Source organism: Bacteroides sp. MSK.18.37, from assembly GCF_019129155.2.
GTDB classification, from domain to species: Bacteria; Bacteroidota; Bacteroidia; order Bacteroidales; family Bacteroidaceae; genus Bacteroides; species Bacteroides ovatus.
The window spans coordinates 5,801,632-5,819,492 of record NZ_JAHOIB020000001.1; the positions used below are offsets into that span (position 1 = coordinate 5,801,632).

The 17,861-nt window shown below is 45.5% G+C and carries 19 protein-coding genes; 8 read left to right on the plus strand and 11 right to left on the minus strand.

Annotation, left to right across the window (positions count from 1 at the left end):
• Positions 1–83: 83 nt before the first annotated feature.
• The 3 genes from KSX81_RS22435 to KSX81_RS29150 are packed head-to-tail and all read right to left on the minus strand — an operon-like array spanning position 84 to position 3,032.
• Complete coding sequence (locus tag KSX81_RS22435) at positions 84–1,583, minus strand: hypothetical protein (protein WP_004306346.1); 1,500 nt, start codon at positions 1,581–1,583, stop codon at positions 84–86.
• A 13-nt stretch (positions 1,584–1,596) separates the two neighbouring features.
• Positions 1,597–2,451 (minus strand): glycosyltransferase family 2 protein, encoded by an 855-nt coding sequence (locus KSX81_RS22440; RefSeq protein WP_004300359.1) that lies wholly within the window; start codon positions 2,449–2,451, stop codon positions 1,597–1,599.
• A gap of 14 nt (positions 2,452–2,465) precedes the next feature.
• Entirely contained in the window at positions 2,466–3,032 is a 567-nt protein-coding gene (locus tag KSX81_RS29150) for a glycosyltransferase (protein ID WP_349824659.1), read from the minus strand.
• Here KSX81_RS29150 and KSX81_RS29155 point away from each other — a divergent pair.
• Positions 2,928–3,155, plus strand: a complete 228-nt coding sequence (locus tag KSX81_RS29155; RefSeq protein ID WP_349824658.1) for a VanZ family protein — start codon at positions 2,928–2,930, stop codon at positions 3,153–3,155. The two genes, KSX81_RS29150 and KSX81_RS29155, sit on opposite strands and share 105 nt — an antisense overlap.
• Before the next feature lie 507 nt (positions 3,156–3,662).
• On the opposite strand, the gene KSX81_RS22450 is transcribed toward KSX81_RS29155, so the two are convergent.
• The 5 genes from KSX81_RS22450 to KSX81_RS22470 all read right to left on the minus strand — a co-directional run bounded on the left by KSX81_RS22450 (position 3,663) and on the right by KSX81_RS22470 (position 8,741).
• On the minus strand, positions 3,663–4,790 hold the full coding sequence (locus tag KSX81_RS22450) for a hypothetical protein (RefSeq protein WP_004326940.1): 1,128 nt from the start codon (positions 4,788–4,790) through the stop codon (positions 3,663–3,665).
• A gap of 64 nt (positions 4,791–4,854) precedes the next feature.
• Positions 4,855–5,766: an SP_1767 family glycosyltransferase gene (locus tag KSX81_RS22455; protein WP_004326942.1), complete on the minus strand. Its 912-nt coding sequence runs from the start codon at positions 5,764–5,766 to the stop codon at positions 4,855–4,857.
• A 2-nt stretch (positions 5,767–5,768) separates the two neighbouring features.
• Entirely contained in the window at positions 5,769–7,223 is a 1,455-nt protein-coding gene (locus tag KSX81_RS22460; RefSeq protein ID WP_004326944.1) for a lipopolysaccharide biosynthesis protein, read from the minus strand.
• Positions 7,216–8,328, minus strand: a complete 1,113-nt coding sequence (locus tag KSX81_RS22465) for a hypothetical protein (RefSeq protein ID WP_004326946.1) — start codon at positions 8,326–8,328, stop codon at positions 7,216–7,218. The genes KSX81_RS22460 and KSX81_RS22465 overlap by 8 nt, the downstream gene beginning before the upstream one ends.
• 74 nt (positions 8,329–8,402) lie before the next feature.
• Positions 8,403–8,741 (minus strand): hypothetical protein, encoded by a 339-nt coding sequence (locus tag KSX81_RS22470; RefSeq protein ID WP_004306338.1) that lies wholly within the window; start codon positions 8,739–8,741, stop codon positions 8,403–8,405.
• A 148-nt stretch (positions 8,742–8,889) separates the two neighbouring features.
• Between KSX81_RS22470 and KSX81_RS22475 the strand changes: the two genes are divergently transcribed.
• The 3 genes from KSX81_RS22475 to KSX81_RS22485 are packed head-to-tail and all read left to right on the plus strand — an operon-like array spanning position 8,890 to position 11,814.
• Positions 8,890–9,861, plus strand: a complete 972-nt coding sequence (locus KSX81_RS22475; RefSeq protein ID WP_181884926.1) for a Lin1244/Lin1753 domain-containing protein — start codon at positions 8,890–8,892, stop codon at positions 9,859–9,861.
• The gene (locus KSX81_RS22480; protein WP_175353838.1) at positions 9,849–10,004 is read left to right on the plus strand and encodes a hypothetical protein; all 156 of its coding nucleotides are present in this window, start codon (positions 9,849–9,851) and stop codon (positions 10,002–10,004) included. Before KSX81_RS22475 ends, KSX81_RS22480 begins: the two co-directional genes overlap by 13 nt.
• 16 nt (positions 10,005–10,020) lie before the next feature.
• Entirely contained in the window at positions 10,021–11,814 is a 1,794-nt protein-coding gene (locus tag KSX81_RS22485; protein WP_149939308.1) for a bifunctional DNA primase/helicase, read from the plus strand.
• Between the two features lie 41 nt (positions 11,815–11,855).
• Here the strand turns inward: KSX81_RS22485 and KSX81_RS22490 are convergent, their stop codons facing one another.
• Positions 11,856–12,113: a DUF4248 domain-containing protein gene (locus KSX81_RS22490; protein ID WP_004300371.1), complete on the minus strand. Its 258-nt coding sequence runs from the start codon at positions 12,111–12,113 to the stop codon at positions 11,856–11,858.
• A 192-nt stretch (positions 12,114–12,305) separates the two neighbouring features.
• Here KSX81_RS22490 and KSX81_RS22495 point away from each other — a divergent pair, with 192 nt between their 5' ends.
• From KSX81_RS22495 to KSX81_RS22510, 4 genes are all read left to right on the plus strand, one after another.
• Positions 12,306–13,865, plus strand: a complete 1,560-nt coding sequence (locus tag KSX81_RS22495) for an ATP-binding protein (RefSeq protein ID WP_032843434.1) — start codon at positions 12,306–12,308, stop codon at positions 13,863–13,865.
• 193 nt (positions 13,866–14,058) lie between these two features.
• A complete protein-coding gene (locus tag KSX81_RS22500; protein ID WP_004300374.1) occupies positions 14,059–14,601 on the plus strand; it encodes an HU family DNA-binding protein in 543 nt (180 codons plus the stop codon).
• Positions 14,602–14,657: 56 nt separating this feature from the next.
• Positions 14,658–14,963, plus strand: coding sequence for a hypothetical protein (locus tag KSX81_RS22505; RefSeq protein WP_004300375.1), 306 nt, complete (start codon positions 14,658–14,660; stop codon positions 14,961–14,963).
• Between the two features lie 4 nt (positions 14,964–14,967).
• Entirely contained in the window at positions 14,968–15,414 is a 447-nt protein-coding gene (locus KSX81_RS22510; protein ID WP_004300376.1) for an N-acetylmuramoyl-L-alanine amidase, read from the plus strand.
• 103 nt (positions 15,415–15,517) lie between these two features.
• Here the strand turns inward: KSX81_RS22510 and KSX81_RS22515 are convergent, their stop codons facing one another.
• Complete coding sequence (locus KSX81_RS22515; RefSeq protein ID WP_032843436.1) at positions 15,518–16,636, minus strand: glycosyltransferase family 4 protein; 1,119 nt, start codon at positions 16,634–16,636, stop codon at positions 15,518–15,520.
• A 26-nt stretch (positions 16,637–16,662) separates the two neighbouring features.
• Positions 16,663–17,856, minus strand: coding sequence for a glycosyltransferase (locus KSX81_RS22520; protein ID WP_032843438.1), 1,194 nt, complete (start codon positions 17,854–17,856; stop codon positions 16,663–16,665).
• Between the last annotated feature and the right edge of the window lie 5 nt (positions 17,857–17,861).

The window sequence follows — 17,861 nt, forward strand, 5'->3', positions numbered from 1 at the left end:
TTCTTCTTTTTCTTTCTCTACGTTCCATCTTTTTTATTCGTTTATGCCCAAATAGCTTAACAGTTCGTTTTGCGTCCGGCCATTTATTCGATTCGTTTCTTCAACTCCGTCTTTTTATCCGAATCTTTCAGCATATTCACAAAGTAGTTGGCGTCCGCTTTGGCAGAAACATCTGTCGGATTCGCTTCATATCGTTTCACGAAATTCTCGGCGTGTTCCGCCAGGTATTTTCGGCAGTCGATATTTAGCATGAAGAAATCTTTATGGTCACCATAAGAGAGTCCTGTAACATCTTCATTTGATTTTATGCTTTCAATGTCCTCCATTTTAAGCCCGAAAATATTTACAGTCACGGAAGGGTAATAGAAAGGAGCGGAGTCCTCTCCATTCAGATTTAGTGTCAGTTTCCACGTGTGCGTATTTACCTGTTTGATTTCCGGTTTGCTGTGCAAACGATAGTAATAATATTCATAATATTCTTCCTGGTTGGTAAACCACATAGAGTCGTCACCATCTCGTCCGTATGTGTCGTTGAGCCATTCCAAGAAGTTCACCCAACCGGTATCTGTATTATGGGCACCTATAGAAATAGCTGCCCGCTCTTCTTTTGGATTTTCCATTTCCTTGAGAATAGCCGCCTTAATCATATCCGGATTTGTCAGCCCGCTACCTTCGGGTGGGTCATAGAAAGCTCTTTCGATCACTACTTGTTCAATATCTCCGTTTTCTTGAAATGGATAGAGTTTTGTAGCTCCGCTTTGTGCACACAGGGTTCTGATTTTATCATATCTCAAAGCCGCTTTGATATAATTTTTATCTCCATTAGGCTCTGCCAGCATTTTACAAGTTCGATTATTCAGTTTCTCACGTATCATGCTTTGAGCAACAGGAAATTGTGCCAGCAACTTATCTTCTGTTTTATCTTCGTCAGGTAGATTCAAGTCATGGAAAGCGATGCTTACTCCGTAATTCATCATTTCCTGCAAGTTGCCCCATACTAACATTGTCTTTTTATAAAAGCGGAAATAATCTCTTGTATATCCATTTTGTACCCATGTTTGTGTGTTCATTAAATCATCATCGGCAGCCACGGTAGTTCCGAAAGAGAAACGTACTTCCTGTCCGGTACCATTGGTGGTAGCTAATGTTTTTCCTAATGAATAATAATCAGGAGGCAAATCACCGTTTTGCAGATGAGCCAGATCGCAGTAGTAAATATAAGATAAAGGTTTGCCATGAATGGCAGCCCATGTATATGAAAAGGCTGAATGCATACAGTCGTCCTGTGTCATCAGAAACAGCCAATCTTTGTTATATTTCAATGTTGGTATTTCCGTATACAGATATCCTACCTGTCTGTCTGCTTTCAGGTGAATGGTTATTTCTATTTCTTTATCGGCTGTTTCATTACCGAACGGGTATATGAATTCCGTTTCGCAGATGACATCCCGCCTCTTTCCATTATCCTTGTTTTCATCCTCGTCTTTATCTCCTTGATATAGATTCAGTTTGCGGATACATCCCGACATAACTAAGCCAATAATTAAAAATAAAACGATACCGATATTGAGATTCTTGCACATAGGCTTTCCTTTCTTACTTCTTTTTTACTAGATTACTCTCCTCATCCTTATATTCCTTCTTTTGGGTGAACAGTCCTCCGATACCTTTTAATCTGCTGACAACACGCACCTTGAAACTATTGAACAAAGTTCCGTCGGCTCCCACCGTCCCATATCCGGTGACAGCACGCGCCCGTCTTTTCCGTACAAATGCAATCTTTCCGAATTGTTTGAGCTGCAAAGCCAGATATCCGTCTTCACCACGGATAATATCCGTGCGGATTCCCGTTTTCCTCGCACATTCCGTCCGGTAAGCAAATACCAGTCCGCGCACACTAAGCTCCGGACGCTTGAAAGACTGCAACCATAAATGCAAGTCGCGTGCAGCCTCATAGATTTTCAGCCCCATCCAAGAGTGATCCTTGTCGGGAATATAACTCCAAAGCGAGCTGACAGCCACTACACCCGGCTTTTCGAGCGCATCCACCATTGTTTCCACATACTTTGCCGGATACATCGTGTCAGAATCAATGTTGATATGATATTTTCCACGGGCATGGTTCAGTCCGCAAAGACGGGCAAAACCACAACTATGTTGCGTTTCCGTGAAATAAGGCACACCGCAAGCCTCGTAAATCTCCGCAGTGCGATCTTTCGATTCGTTGTCCACACCAATGATTTCTACAGGATATTTACATTTCATCTCGCTCAACGACCAGAGGCAGGCAAGCAGATGTTTTTCCTCATTGTATCCGATGAGTGATACAGTGACAAGCGGTTCGTTACTCTGCAATCCGGCCAGATTGCGGCGTACTTCCTCGATAACGGCTTGCGGAGCTTCCGCAAAAGGTTTCTCATAAACCTGTAAATACTTAGAATACCATTCCATAGATATTGAATGCTTTATTTGTTTTCATTAACCGGGATAATCAGGCTTTCAAATAGTTGTTTCCATTGTTCGGCAATATTTTCTATTCGGAAGCGCTGGACGTCCATACGCGCCTGCTGTCCCATTTTCTTACGTATATCTTCATTCTCTATTAAGTAAGAGATTTTCTCCGCCAGTTGTTCGATATTCCCGTCTTCTACCAGCAGACCGTCTTTTCCGTCGCTGATAATATCCCGCGGGCCGCAGGGACAGGTGAATGATACGGGCGGCACGCCACATGCCATTGCTTCTATAATAACCATTCCAAACCCTTCGAAACGTGATGAAAGGGCAAAAATTGAACTTTCACAGTACTTGTCGACAATATTGGAAACAGTAGGTTCCAATATACAACTGGCAGTGATTCCTAAAGAGTCAATTTGCTGTTGCAGTTGCTCACGCATACCGTCTCCGTAGATACGCAGTATCCAGTCGGGATGCTTTCTGGCAACGAGTTGCCAAGCCGGGATCAGGCGGTCGAATCCTTTCTGCGGAACATATCGCCCTACTGCTATTACCTGTTTATGGCTATTGTCAGATATTTGGTCGGGAAAAAAAGGAAGAGGGTTATGGATCACTTCAACATTATCCAGTTCCGTCCATTCCTGTGCATCCTCGTGGCTCAATACGATGAAACGTTTCAACTGGCGAAGTTGCCGGTATAACTGCTCTCTCCAATAATTGCTTACGATTGCCCGTAAGAATGCGGGCAGACGGCTGTTGCTGAAATCTCGGTAATTAGATTTGTTAAAGTGTATTTCACCCAACTTTGTGCTGCCGTCCGTCATCCGATTGATGAAATTGATGTCACGACGGAGCAGGGAGATAGTAATGTCCGGACGAATTTGGTGCAGACATTCGTTGAGTTTCTTTTTAAAACGTCCTTGTTTCGCAATATATTTAGGTAGTTTTTTATAGAATGACATTTCGTTCAATTCATCATAATCAATGTCAAGTTGATGAAGAGTGATGGACGGATGCAGTTCGTAGTACGGTTTCTTGCCCTTCCCGTCTGTGAGGATGATATGTATTTCATAACCAAACACTTCGGCGAAGTAATTTGCTTTCAGGGTCAATACTCGTTCCATGCCGCTAGGGTAGTAGAGGGCGGGGATGCAGTAGGCTATTTTCATGTTTATCAGAATATTGTTTGTTATTAATTGTGTTTTTGTTTATTTATCTTTGGTCTTTATGGCGTCGATCACTTTCTGCATTTGCGCCTTCCACGATAGCGGGCAGACCGATTCGCGTATCTCGGCAGGCGTCATTTTCAGCGTTTTCCGGAAGTCGATCAGTCCCTGAATATCCACCGGAGATTCGTCGGGTGCCACCTTCCATACATACGGCATGTGGTCGAAGTCGTCGTCGGTTTCCGAGTAAGTGAACGCGAAGCCACGTGCGGCATACTCGCGGTTTTTCAACGTTTTGATATACGTAATTCCGCTGCGGTGGCGTCCCAGGCTGCCAATGGCAAAATCAGCTTTTTCGAACATCGCATCCAGTTCGTCGCCATGCAAAGGACCATGCAGAAGAACATACGGTTCGAGATGGTTGTCACGGACAACAGGCAAGATCCCCGCCCGTTCCCGTTCGCCGGACAGCGGGCCTACAATATGGAAATATACTTTATATTCCGGATTGTTGCGGTAATAATCTGCCAATCCGCGCACAAGGCGGTCGAAGCCGTGCCAGTAGTGCACTTCCGCCACTCCGATCAAGTGCAACTCTTTCGAAGTGTCATTCTGCTGCTGCTTCATCGGAATCGCCTCAAAATCAATTCCGTTGGAGATGCGTATGGTGTTTCCGCCAAATATTTCTTCCGCATTGGAGAAAGTGACGATACCGTCCAGAGCCTTTGCGAGCTTGTGACGGAAACAGCGGTCGATGGCTAGATGAAATTTCATGGAACGGGTGACGTACTCCTGATCGTAAGGATAAGTAGGAATTTCCATCACCACTTTTGCGCCTGTACGTTTCAACGACTTCACCAGCCGGAGGGTGAACGGACTGGCATTGTGAAAAGAGCGCATATATACAAAGTCGATTCCTTCGTGGCGTGCATAGTCAAGAATAGGAGAGTAGTAGACACGTTTCCAAATCTTTGCGGCAAAGCCCGTGCCGAAATCAGCGATCACTTCGTCATCCACCATCCAACGCCGTTCGCCATAAGAGGTCACATCATAATGACACAAGCGAACATCCACTCCACAATCTTTGAGGGCTTTCACCTGATAACGTATCTTCTTACTAATTCCGTTGGCCTCATTGAAGCCGTGAAATATAAGGAAAAGAGCTTTCATTCTTATTTTCAGTATTCAATAATTGTTTATTCTGTTTTTTCTTTCTCAAACTGTTTTTTCTTCCTCAAACGATTTGGGCGATGATTTGTTTCCGGTATTCTTCTCCGGCATCCGCCACTTCGCTGCCAATGGCAGTTTCGTTGACATATTTTCGTTCCAGTTTCACTTTTTTATGAGCTCCCATCCGCCACCATTCATACTCTACGTCCACATGACCGACGTCGATGGCCTGATAGCCGGCTTTAAACAAATCGTAGGCCAACACTGTGGCTGCGGGGCCGAGGGCAATCAGAAACAAGGCTTCTTTTTCTACTTTGCAGGCCTCCTGCTTGATGTCTTCCAGGCGTTCGAATGCATCTCTGGGCGGACAAAGAATACGCCGGATGCTCCGGGCATTATCGAAAAGATCGTTGCCCACTCCGAGCCGGCTTTTCTCCCCTTCGATGAAGACGATGTCCCGGTTATCCCAAATGCCCTTCATGTCGTGAAACCATCGGGCGGAATCTTCTTTGCGGGCAAAATCCATATACGGACGGGTGACGAATGTATTATAATATTTTCGTCCCGCTACCAGCAAACGGTCCCACCAAGAACCGTACAGATAAAAATGAGTTCTCCAGAACCGGCGACTTTTGCGATTGTAGCGATACAAATCGCGGAATGCGTCGGAGATGCAGACAATATGTCCTTCTTCGTGACTTTGCAGCACTTCGGTCAGTCTTTTAGCCAATAACGGATCACCTTTCTGGAAACGGATTTCCTTGTCCGGACTGGTGAGCAACACTTCACCGTCGCCAAAACGGCTGACAGAGCAACGGTCGTCGATGATTTTACGTATCGTTTCGTCGATGGAAGCTACTTGCGGTATGATTTTTCTCTTTTTCCGCAAGACGATGTACCAGAAATTGTACCATTCCACAGTGCTACCATAACTTATTTTATAACGTAGCGTTATAAAAATGTCGCGTATATTCATAGCTATAGACTTTTTTTTCTTAACGACCGCACTTTACTGATCATGTCATACTCATGCGTCATCTGTATATAAATGCCAAAGATAATAAAACTAACGATACCTTTAGCAATAATTGTCACAAAAATGTTCATCCCTTCCAGCGCATACTGCATTGGAATGAGGACTAATGCTATCAAAATGCTAATCACCAACGGAGAAATAAGCTGACGGATGAACGGCCAGGCACTTTGCCGGAAGGTCACCCGGTACATCTGCCAATAACACTGTATGAAGTTGATGGTGAATGTCACCACAATGCAGCTGGCCACTGCTGTCAGGGTTCCGAAATGGAAGATGCCGAGCAAAATTCCCGCCACGTTGAACGCGGACGAAAACACTCCGCACACAAACAAACTTCGTGTATCGCCTGCCGCCTGAAAGATGGAGCCGGACGAAGAAAGTATAATCTGAATCCCTACGGAGAGCGACAGTATCCGGAACACGGGTACGGACGGCATCCATTGATCGCCGAAAATAATAAGCGTCACTTCCTCTGCCGTGAAGAAAAGCAGCACGCTAAGCGGCAGACCGATAAAGGCGAGGAAACGGACGATGCGTTCGTAGGAACTCAACAGTTTTCCCTTGTCATTCTGGAAATCGCTGAAAATAGGGTGCATCACCGGAGTGATTACCTGCGTGATATTCTGCAAGGGCAGCATCATCAAACGATACGACTTTTCGTAATATCCCAGATCGGACATACTCATATATTTACCAATCAGCAGTTTGTCCAGATTGCGGCTGAAATAGTTGATGACATTGAACAGGAATTGATAGGCGGAATAGGAAAATATTTTCCGGAGTACCCTCAATCCGAGTGTGAAACGCAACCGTTGCGGGTAACGCTGAAAGGAAATTACGAAGATCAGTACGCTGGATACGATTGGGTTGATAATCAATGCGTACAATCCTGCTCCGCAGAGGGCGGCGGTTACCGCGGCTGCACCTGCCGAAATCTGAATGACGAAGCTACGGATAGCAATGAATTTAAATTCTTTGTTCCGGTAGAACATGGCTCCCGGCACAATGGTGGCGGAGGCGAAGAACAGGTTGACGGACAGCAGTTGGCACAGGATGCGCAGGGTGTCGCTTTGGTAGTAATCGGCGATGATCCACGAAGAAGCGAAAAACAGGATGCTGATTCCGATGCCCGTCCATATAGTAAATGAGAAGATGTCCGACAAATCATCTTTAGTCAGCGATTTGTGCTGCACGATGGCGGGAGACACTCCCATGTCGGTGAGAAGATTGAAGAAGGCGATGATGACGGTGGCAACAGCTACGATGCCGAAGTCGTCCGGTGATAGCAGACGTGCGAGAATTCCTGCCACAACAAGGGATATGACGACGCCACTGTATTTGGCCAGCGCTGTGTAAAATACCCCCGAAAATAATTGACTCTTAATATTATTAGCCATTGATTGCTTGTTTATATGTTTGCGCGTATGCTTGTCCCACTTTGCGGATGCTCATGTTTTCCATACCGTATGCGTAATTCACTTCCCCTTGTCCCCATGCGGCAAGCCGGCGGGCTTCTTCGAGTGCTCGCAGGATGTCTTTCTTGTCGTCGGGATCGAAAGTCGGGTTACCGGTTTCGGAAAGCAGTTCGCCGATGTTTCCCACCTTGGGACCCACCACGACTTTGTGGTAGAGGAAGGCGAGGGGGACATTACCCGAATTCAGTATATCTTTCCGCTGGATGAATATCACGTCTGAAGCAGCCATATAGTAGGGCAGATCGCAGTTGTCTATCAGCTCGTCGTTGGCTCCCGCCTGTAGTTTATACATACGGTTGAGCAGCGGCATGAGCAGATAGTATCCGGCTTTTGAAATCCATCGTTTGATGATATTCCTGCCATAGCTGTTGCGTCTCGAAAAGGGGTAGAGGCGCGGAGCCAGCAGCATCTTGTGCTCCTCGTCCCAGGCGCGGAAAGCTCCGAGCACCATGCGTATTTCTTCACGGTTGCGGAATTTTCCGAAAGCCGTGACGATGAATGCATCTTGCGAGAGGTTGAGATACTGACGTGCACGCTCTACGCTGATATCTTCTTTATAGGTATACTGGTAAATGTGATGAGGGATGACAACATTCTGACTATCAGGATACTTCGTGAGAAATTCGTCCCGGCTAAACCGTCCCATGTGTACAACGATATCACTCTGCGATTCGATAATGTCATAGGCCCGGCTGATGATTCCGTTTGCGTAATGCGGACGGACATTGTGGCGTGTGTAGACAAAACGTGTTCCCCTCGAACGAAAAAAACTGATTCGCTCTTCCAGACACCTGATGATATCAGGATCGTTGCATGTCCATCCCACCACTTCTTCCGGCCACTGGAAATGTATGATATCATAATGCTTATCCGAGTCCCAAAACTCTTTTGTGGAACATCGCACGTCAATTCCAGCCATTCTGATAGCATCGCATAAGATAGGAACAAATAGATTGTCGGTTTCTCCGTTTTCTCTGAAAACGATCAGTGCTTTTATTGATGGGCTGTCTGTTTCGCTATCATTCATTTTTTAAGTTTTAAAGACTTTTATTACATTGCAAATGTAATAAAACTTATGATAAGTTTCTTCTTTTCTGTGTTTTAATTGCAGTTTAAGTTGCTATTTGAGGAAATCTGAAACAGGTCTAATGTTTTTATAAGCCGTTTTTCTTCTTGGGTATAAGGAATGTGGTTGCTTTCGATATATTGCTTGAGGAAGAGACAAGCATGTATGAAAATGTCTGCTTTCATATAGCTGGTGAAATTTATGTAACGGTAGTAGGAGGCTTCACTGATGTTGATATGCACGCAGAGGTCTACTGTGGCTAGCCGTGATGTTTTCAGGAGCTCTTTTATCAGCATTATTCTGTTCCGATAATGCTCGCTTACTATTTTATTTTCTTCTATTTCTTCCAACGTTTGGTTGCGTTTTGTGTCCATATTGTTTGGGATTATTGATAATTTTTGGCAAAGGTCTGATAAAAAATATATAATCCCCCTCTCATTTTTGCGATAGCTGGAATAAAATACATTTCGCACCTTTGCGCCCCGGAAGTATTAAATGTGGAATAATAAATGATAAATGAAAATGAAGAAAGATCAGTATTTCAATTTGGAGGTAAATTTGTTGAATGACGACAATATTGCCAGTATGATGTCGGAGATGAATGCCGCGGAAGCACTCGGAATTTACGTGATCTTGCTGTTGCATCTACGCACTAAAGATGCTTATGAGGCGTCGTGCAAACCGGTTTTACTGAAGGCCATGGCCCGGCGGTATGATGTGGATGAAGTAGCGGTGGAGCGGGTGCTTCGCGAATTCGATCTCTTCGAACTGGATGAGGAACGACAGATGTTTCGTTCTTCTTACTTGGATAGGGTGATGAAAAGCTTGGAAGAGAAGCGGAAAATGGACATCGAAAACGGTAAAAAAGGAGGGCGTCCGAAAAAGGTGGCAAAAAGTGCTGAAACGCCCGTCAGTAAAGGGAGAAAACCCACTGAAAACCAGAAGAGGAGAGAAGAGGAGAGTAAAGAAGAGGAGAGTAAAGGAAGTGTTTCTGTTGTAAACAATAATAGGAGTAATATAGAAACACCGTCGTCTCTTGTGAGCCGTTTGGCGGATGAAGGCAATCATTGTCCGTTACAACCCGTGTTGCCTTGGGAAAAGTTGGTGGACCAACTTTCTACTTTCCAGTCATATATGGAATTGGCCGGGCAGCATTCCGGTTTGGGAAAGCTTTTTGTAGACCATCAAAAACTTATTCTGGAAATCTTCAAAAAACATATCCGCCTTTATGACAAAGGAGGGGGACTGCTTTTCCCGGAGGACGTGAAACGGTATTTTTCAAATTATATCGCGGCCGGTTCCGTTACTTGCCGCACGTTGAGGGAAACCTTGCTGAAAGAGCTTGAGAATACGGTCGACAAGGATGTAAACCGCTTTGAAAGCGTCGTCGACGGGCGGCGAACGTATCTGGGACATCTTATTCCGGCTGATGCGCCGCCACGTCCCGATGCATCGGCGGTGTGGGATGATGTGAAGAAAAGATGGGCGCATTAATCCGGCAGATGACTGGCTTCGTCCGGCAGGTTGTTGATGTTCGTCCGGCAGGTAACGGAAGCTCGTCCGGCAGGTGGCAGACACTCGTCCGTCAGGTAAGTCCTCTGCGTGTGAATGATTATTTTAAACTATTTTTTAATTAGAAAAAAGGAAAAAATTATGAGAAATTTTGCCAACTATGATGTCGACATCCACGGTAAATCGAGTGGAGTGCTCAAGACGATTTGTAAAAAATGTCTTCCTACCCGCAAGAATAAGCGCGACCGTTCGCTACGTGTCAACGTCGACACGGGCCATTGTCACTGTTATCATTGTGGCGCTGATTTTTATGTTCCCGATGATGTGGAAGAGCGCAAGAATGCCGAACGTGCGGTAGCCCGCAAGCGTCGTGCGGCAGCCATTCCGCAGCATTTTCAGCGTCCGATGTTCGATGTTTCGAAAACCACGCTTTCCGAAGACACGGAGCGTTGGCTGGTGGAGACGCGTTGCATCCCGCAGTCCGTCATAGCTGCCCTACGCATCACCGAACAGGAAGAATTTATGCCGCAATCCGGCAAAAAGGAACGTTGCATCTGCTTCAACTATTTTGAAGGGGGGCAACTGATAAACACCAAATTTCGCGCTCTCCCGAAACTTTTCAAAATGGTGCAGGGTGCCGAACTGATTCCCTACAACATCGACTCCATTGTGGGGCAGACCTCCTGCATCATCCACGAGGGCGAACTGGATGCTGCTTCCTCCATCGCCGCCGGATTTCAAAGTGTCATCTCCGTGCCGGCCGGAGCCAATTCGAACCTCTCCTGGCTCGACCGTTTTATGGAGACGCACTTCGAGGACCTGAAAGAAATCATCATTGCCGTTGATGCCGATTCTGCCGGAATCCGGTTGCGCAATGAACTCATCAATCGGCTAGGGGCTGAACGCTGCCGGGTGGTGACTTACGGTCCGGAGTGTAAAGATGCCAACGAGCATCTCTGCAAATATGGTATCGCCAGTCTCCGTATCGCCATCGAACAGGCAGCAGAAGTTCCGCTCGAAGGTATCTTCACCGCTGCCGACTTGCATGACGATCTGCGGGCTCTTTTCGACAACGGCTTCGGTCCCGGAGCGGAAACGGGATGGGAGGAGATGGATAAGATCTGCACGTATGAACGTGGGCGAAGTGTCTACGTCACCGGAGTTCCCGGTGCAGGAAAATCCGAGTGGGTGGACGAATTGGTGTTGCGTCTCTGCCTGCGGCATCAATGGAAAATCGGGTTCTTTAGCCCGGAAAATACCCCTATCGTCTATCATCTCCGCAAACTGATTGAGAAACTCACCGGACACCGTTTTCAAAACGGCTGTGGCATGACGGAGGGACTCCTTGCGAACTCGGAAGATTTTCTGACTGAAAACGTCTCTCATATCTCTCTGAAAGGTAATGTTTCTCCGGATCGTGTACTGGCCAAGGCTCATGAACTCGTTGTCCGCCGCGGCTGCCGCATTATTGTCTTCGACCCGCTCAACCGTTTCGACCACAACCCGCAACCGGGACAGACGGAAACGCAATATATTTCCAACCTGTTGAATAAATTTACAGAATTTGCCGTGCAGCATAATTGCCTGCTCGTGGTTGTAGTCCATCCTCGTAAAATGAACCGTAATCCTGTCACGGGCATTACCCCTCGTGTGGAAATGTACGACATCAACGGCTCTGCCGATTTCTATAACAAAGCGGATTATGGTATCATTGTGGAACGTGACAAGGAGGTTGGTGTCACCCGCGTATATGTGGACAAGGTGAAATTCAAGCATCTTGGTGTCGGTGGAATGGCATCCTTTGTCTACGATCCCGTAAGCGGACGATACCTGCCCTGTGAAGAATCTCATGACCCTTCTCTCTCCGCTGACCTGCGTGTCCGAAATACGATGTTCGACAACTCCTGCTGGCTACCTGAAAAAGAACTGTTTTAGGGTATTAGGTATTAAGTAATACTTGACACTTAATACTTTAATTAGGGTTCTTGTAGCACTTCGATGATGAGCCTTACTTGTGCGGGAGTGTAGTATCTGGCGCGTGGATTCATGCCGGTGGCCAGGAGCCGTTCTTTTAGTCCGGGTGCAGCTTCAATCCATTCGTTGAATCGGTCTACTGCGCTTTGTTGCAGGATATTGGGGAGGTACAACAAGGCAAGTTCGCCTTTCCCATAGGTGCGGTATTGGAATGTTTTTTCTTCTTCTTGTTCGGGGAGAATCTTGTTTTTTGTTTTCATTTATAGTTGTGCTTTTAGGTTGTTGTATTTGAAGTAAAGTTACTCATTTTTAGTGGAATAGGCAAATTTTGAGAGCGGATGTTCGGGTGAATTCATAAAAGAATTCATAAAAGAATTGATACTAATAGAATACCGATTCTTGAAATTTATCGTATCTTTGTTTACGTTTCACGTTAAAAGCATAGAAAGAGGATGGAAGGAACATTCAGACGCTATCCGATAGGGATACAGAGTTTCGAGAGACTACGCAATGATAATTGTGTGTATATTGATAAGACAGAGTTGATTTATCGTTTGGCTAGTTCGGCTAAGGCTTGTTTTCTTAGCCGTCCCCGACGCTTTGGAAAGAGTCTGTTAGTTTCCACTCTTGCAGCCTATTTCTCTGGTAAAAAAGACCTGTTTAAGGGTCTGATGATGGAACAGTTGGAGAAAGACTGGACGGTTTATCCCGTGTTGCATATTGATTTCAGTATCAGTAAGTATATGAATGCGGGGATGCTGCGCTCCGCTATCAACAATCGCTTGGTGGAATGGGAACGAATTTACGGATGCGACACGAGCGAAGACACTTTCAGTCTCCGTCTGAAAGGTATTATCAAACGTGCTTACGAGCAGAGCGGGCGTCAGGTTGTGTTACTTGTAGACGAATATGATTCTCCTATGTTGGATAGCAACAACAATGAGGAGTTGCAAGCTGAAATACGTGGCATCATGCGCGACTTTTTCAGTCCGTTGAAAGCGCAGGGAGAATATCTTCGTTTTCTTTTTCTGACCGGTATCAGTAAATTTAGTCAGATGAGCATCTTTAGTGAATTGAACAATCTTCAGAACATAAGTATGCAAGATGCTTATAGTGCCATTTGCGGTATAACGGAAAATGAATTGCGTACACAGTTGGAAGAAGATATAAGAAGGATGGCCGAGGCGAACGGTGAAACGTATGATGAGGCGTGTATGCATCTGAAGCAACAGTATGATGGGTATCATTTCAGTGAAAATAGTGAAGACATTTACAATCCGTTTAGTTTGTTTAATGCATTTGCTCAAAAGAAATATGCCAATTTCTGGTTCTCTACCGGTACTCCCACTTTCCTGATAGACATCTTGCAGCAAAGCGATTTCGATATTCGTCAACTGGATGGTGTTTCGGCGACTGCCGAGCAGTTTGATGCACCTACCAATGTCATTACAGACCCGCTTCCGGTACTTTACCAAAGCGGTTATCTCACTATCAAAGAGTATGACCGGGATTTTCAGATCTATACATTGGCTTATCCTAACAAAGAAGTTCGGAAAGGCTTTATCGAATCATTAATGCCGGCTTATGTGCATTTGCCTGCTCGCGAGAATACATTTTATGTAGTATCGTTTATCAAAGACTTACGGGTCGGCAATCTGGATCAATGTATGGAGCGGATCAAATCATTTTTCGCCTCTATCCCCAATGATATGAATAATAAGGAGGAGAAACACTATCAGACCATCTTCTACCTCCTGTTCCGGTTGATGGGGCAATATGTGGATGCAGAAGTAAAGAGCGCTGTTGGCAGGGCTGATGTTGTGATAAAGATGCAGGAGGCTATCTATGTATTCGAATTCAAAGTAGATGGTACTCCTGAAGAAGCGTTGGCACAGATCAATAGTAAGCAGTATGCGATTCCTTATCAGGCAGATCATCGGAAAGTCGTTAAAGTGGGAGTTAATTTCGACAGTAGTACGCGAACTATTGGAGAATGGGTCATTGAAAACTAGGGAATGATCTTACATATTCCTACATATTTCCACATATTCCGGTATAATTTGTATAATTCGGTGTAATCCGTTTTAATCCGGCATAATCCGGTGTAGTCCGGTGCAATCCGGCAAGTCGTCAACGTGTTGTCGTATCTTTGTTTCATCAACAGAAAGGGAGAATGTACTTCTTTTCGTAGAAACAAGTTATATTATGGCAACAGTTACAGTTGTGCGCTACAAGCGCAGAAAACGGCTCGGTGATGATAAATCACCGATGATGTACCTTCTCAAGCCCAAGGCTGGGGAGTCGAAAATCTATTCAATCGATTCACTGGCACAGGAAATCGAGTCTATCGGGTCGCTTTCGGTGGAAGACGTGTCGCATGTGATGAAATCCTTTGTCCGTGCGATGAAAAAAGTGCTTGTGGCAGGGAATAAGGTGAAAGTGGATGGACTGGGTATTTTTTATACCACGCTGACCTGTCCGGGTGTGGAACAGGAAAAGGATTGTACGGTGAAAAATATCACTCGCATCAATCTCCGTTTCAAAGTCGACAACTCATTGCGTCTTGCCAATGACAGCACGGCAACTACTCGTGGCGGGGATAATAACATGATGTTCGAATTGTATACGGAGAAGAAGTCCGCTGCCGGAGGAAACGGCGGTGACGGCTCCGATGATGATGGTAAAGGTGATGGGGGAGAACCCGGTGGTGGTAGCGGTGGTGGAGAAGCTCCGGATCCGGCAGCATAAACCGCTTTGATTGACTCTGTTCTCAATTTATTAATTTATCATCTCAATCTATTAAAATGTTAGATAAAATTATCGAAATCATCATGACGATTCTGCCTTTTCTGGGCAGTAGCCGCAAGAAGCGCCAGATGATGGCGCAAGAAGTGAAAGAGTTCAGTGAACTAGTGAAAGACCAGTATACTTTTCTGATGCAGCAGTTGGAGAAAGTGTTGAAGGATTATTTCGACCTTAGTTCGAAAGTGAAAGAGATGCACGCGGAGATTTTCTCGTTGAGAGGACAGCTGACGCAAGCTGCGGCTCTGCAGTGTAGCAGCAAGGAATGTGTGCAACGAGTACAGATGGTCACTGAAACGGAGGGATGAATTTATGCGAACCATCAATTTGATTGTGATCCACTGTTCCGCCACAAGGGCGGACAGGGATTTTACGGAAGATGATTTGGAAGTGTGCCACCGTCGGCGTGGTTTCAACGGGACGGGTTATCATTTTTATATCCGTAAAAATGGAGATATAAAGACCACCCGTGAGATTGAACGAATCGGTGCGCACGCAAAAGGACACAACCAGAACAGTATTGGCATTTGTTATGAGGGCGGACTTGACTGCCACGGTCATCCCGCCGATACCCGTACCGAATGGCAAGTTCATTCAATGCACGTACTGATTCTTACGCTCTTGCGTGATTATCCCGGCTGCCGGGTGTGCGGACATCGGGATTTGAGCCCCGATCTGAATGGAAACGGAGAGATTGAACCCGAAGAATGGATTAAGGCATGTCCGTGTTTCGAGGTGAAAGCCGAGTGGGATGGTTAGATAAAATCACCTTCGCTACAACTATCTGTGGCGAAGGTGATTTCGTTAAAAAGGGAAGTTTTGACACATTCTCTTTTTGATTTAGTTATTGCTTTTTGGTATTTTACTTGGCAAATTCTTTATATATTTTCAGCAGCGATTCTGCCGTATTCCGCCATGAAAACAACTGGCTACGTTGTATGCCATATTCCACTTGTTGCTGATAGAGTGTCTGGTCATTTTCCAGTTGCAGTATTTTTTTTGTAATATCATTGGAGTTGAACGGATCTGCCAGTAAAGCTCCCTCGCCTGCAATTTCGGGCATGGCTGATGTGTTTCCCGCAATGATGGGCGTTCCGCAAGCCATTGCCTCCAGCATCGGGATGCCGAAACTCTCGCGAAGCGATGGATAAAGGAATGCGAATGCACCGCAATAGAGTGCTGCAAGGTCGGTATTCGCAATGTATCCCGGAGCGTGGATATAACTCTTGATTTCTGTAATATTTTCTTCTTCCAATATCCGGTCGATAACATCTTCCTTGAGGTCGGCAATGAGCAATGGCAGCTTTTGGGTGGATTGTTTCAGATAGTCGCTATATGCTTTCAGCACTCTGGGAGTGTTCTTCTTAGGGTCGGTGTTTCCCAGAAAAAATAGATAATTGTCTGCATCAATATATTTTCGGGTGATCTCCGGAGCTTTGGGTTGTACATGAAAATGACTATTGAAACCGTTGTACACGGCTACTAATTGTTCTTTCGGCAGATGCAGCACGTCAAGGATTCGTTCACGCTCAAATTGCGAGACTGTAATAATTTTCTCGCAGTTGGCCAATACGCGTGGTACTACCATCCGGCGGTAAAACCATCCCATTTCCTGATACCAGGTGAAGCTTGAAGAATGACGCTTTTCTAAATAAATAATGTCGTGTAGTGTTAGTATTAATGGTACGGGACATTGCAATGGGGCAGTATTGCTTGTGCAGTGCAATAAATCGGGCATGATTTTTTTTACTGCGCGTGGAAGAGCCACTTGTTCCCAAAGGGGGTAAGTGGGGCATTTTAGTTCGATAATATGCACATTTTCCGATTCTTCCAAGCATCTGTCTTCACCAGGAGTAACGAAGATGAAATATTCGTTCTCATGGTCTATTTTTTGCAATTCCCGGATACTTTCAAGAGCAACGAAATCCATTCCGTGTTTATTAGTGCGGAAAATTCGTTGGGCTTCAATAGCGATTTTCATTGTTGTTTTCTTGTTATGTTTGATTTCTATTTATGGTGTTCACCATGCTCCGTATGGATAAACTTTTTATTGGCTCCTTTCAATTTAAATAAGTTACCAATCATAGTAACAGCCAGCATAGGCATTTTGGTGATTGCTTTCCCTACCTGTTTGGTAAATAGTCTGCCGCCCGGTACGGGTAGCGTCATGGCCGCTACTTGTGCAGCCGACAATATCCACCATTTGATGGCTATCATCCATTCGTTGCTGCCATTGCATAGGCTCAATATAAGGCCGATAATGGTAAAGACAAAGGTCAAGCCGAATACTCCTGCCAACTGAATCAATCGTGGCGGAAGCATCCATTGGCATATCTTGTCGCAGTAATCGAAATTTCCTTGCAAAAATGCTTTGGGTAGGTGAGGCAGCGAAGCACGGAGTGCACCGAATTGTGCAGCTATCCAGCGTTTGCGCTGGTTGCTGATGGCCTCTTTCTTTTGCGTTTTCTCGTCGAACACAAGCAGGTCGGGCAGATAAACGGTATAGATGCGCTGTTGCAGGAGCATGGCTTCCAATTCTTTGTCTTCACCTGCTGTCTGGAGATATTTCACGTTCTGATGAAACCATTCTGCTTCGAATGCCATTCCCGAACCGGATAGCCCGGCAGAAAGTCCTACAGCGTTATGTCCGCTGCGGAAGAATCCATTGTTTATTTCTTCGCTGGCGCTGTCGAGCACGGAAATGTCTGTGTTCAGATTCTTTCCTGTCCGGTGCGCCTGTACGGATTTTATGCCGCTGTCAAAAACACGGTTGATGGTAGACAGGAAATCGGGCGTGGTCATGTTGTCGGCATCCATGATGACTACAATGTCGAATGCATTTGTATCAATGGAATCCATGGCCATTGCCAGTGCTTTGGCTTTCGAACTTTCCTTGTAATTCGCCATCAACAGGCGGATGGGAAGGGCTGCCAGAGCGTCGTTTGTTTCCGGTCGCATCTGATCGGAAATGACTATGATCTCATAGAGTTCTTTCGGATAATCCTGTTCAAGAAAGCTCTGTATGGAAGCAACAATCACGCGGTCTTCCTTGTAGGCGGGAAAGAGCACGACGATGCGTCGGAGCGTACGTGCTTCAGGGTATTGGGGAGCCCGGTAAAACTTGGAGGCAATAGCGTATAGCAATAGGTAGCATACGCAAAATACCAGGGGAATGTAGAGAATCCAGTCAATAATGTTCATAGTAT

Bases quoted from the DNA above. Each gene is read 5' to 3' on its own strand.
- KSX81_RS22435 (WP_004306346.1), bottom strand. From the start codon at position 1,583: ATGTGCAAGAATCTCAATATCGGTATCGTTTTATTTTTAATTATTGGC.
- KSX81_RS22440 (WP_004300359.1), bottom strand. From the start codon at position 2,451: ATGGAATGGTATTCTAAGTATTTACAGGTTTATGAGAAACCTTTTGCG.
- KSX81_RS29155 (WP_349824658.1), top strand. From the start codon at position 2,928: ATGCTTTCTGGCAACGAGTTGCCAAGCCGGGATCAGGCGGTCGAATCC.
- KSX81_RS22450 (WP_004326940.1), bottom strand. From the start codon at position 4,790: ATGAAAGCTCTTTTCCTTATATTTCACGGCTTCAATGAGGCCAACGGA.
- KSX81_RS22455 (WP_004326942.1), bottom strand. From the start codon at position 5,766: ATGAATATACGCGACATTTTTATAACGCTACGTTATAAAATAAGTTAT.
- KSX81_RS22460 (WP_004326944.1), bottom strand. From the start codon at position 7,223: ATGGCTAATAATATTAAGAGTCAATTATTTTCGGGGGTATTTTACACA.
- KSX81_RS22465 (WP_004326946.1), bottom strand. From the start codon at position 8,328: ATGAATGATAGCGAAACAGACAGCCCATCAATAAAAGCACTGATCGTT.
- KSX81_RS22470 (WP_004306338.1), bottom strand. From the start codon at position 8,741: ATGGACACAAAACGCAACCAAACGTTGGAAGAAATAGAAGAAAATAAA.
- KSX81_RS22475 (WP_181884926.1), top strand. From the start codon at position 8,890: ATGAAGAAAGATCAGTATTTCAATTTGGAGGTAAATTTGTTGAATGAC.
- KSX81_RS22480 (WP_175353838.1), top strand. From the start codon at position 9,849: ATGGGCGCATTAATCCGGCAGATGACTGGCTTCGTCCGGCAGGTTGTT.
- KSX81_RS22485 (WP_149939308.1), top strand. From the start codon at position 10,021: ATGAGAAATTTTGCCAACTATGATGTCGACATCCACGGTAAATCGAGT.
- KSX81_RS22490 (WP_004300371.1), bottom strand. From the start codon at position 12,113: ATGAAAACAAAAAACAAGATTCTCCCCGAACAAGAAGAAGAAAAAACA.
- KSX81_RS22495 (WP_032843434.1), top strand. From the start codon at position 12,306: ATGGAAGGAACATTCAGACGCTATCCGATAGGGATACAGAGTTTCGAG.
- KSX81_RS22500 (WP_004300374.1), top strand. From the start codon at position 14,059: ATGGCAACAGTTACAGTTGTGCGCTACAAGCGCAGAAAACGGCTCGGT.
- KSX81_RS22505 (WP_004300375.1), top strand. From the start codon at position 14,658: ATGTTAGATAAAATTATCGAAATCATCATGACGATTCTGCCTTTTCTG.
- KSX81_RS22510 (WP_004300376.1), top strand. From the start codon at position 14,968: ATGCGAACCATCAATTTGATTGTGATCCACTGTTCCGCCACAAGGGCG.
- KSX81_RS22515 (WP_032843436.1), bottom strand. From the start codon at position 16,636: ATGAAAATCGCTATTGAAGCCCAACGAATTTTCCGCACTAATAAACAC.
- KSX81_RS22520 (WP_032843438.1), bottom strand. From the start codon at position 17,856: ATGAACATTATTGACTGGATTCTCTACATTCCCCTGGTATTTTGCGTA.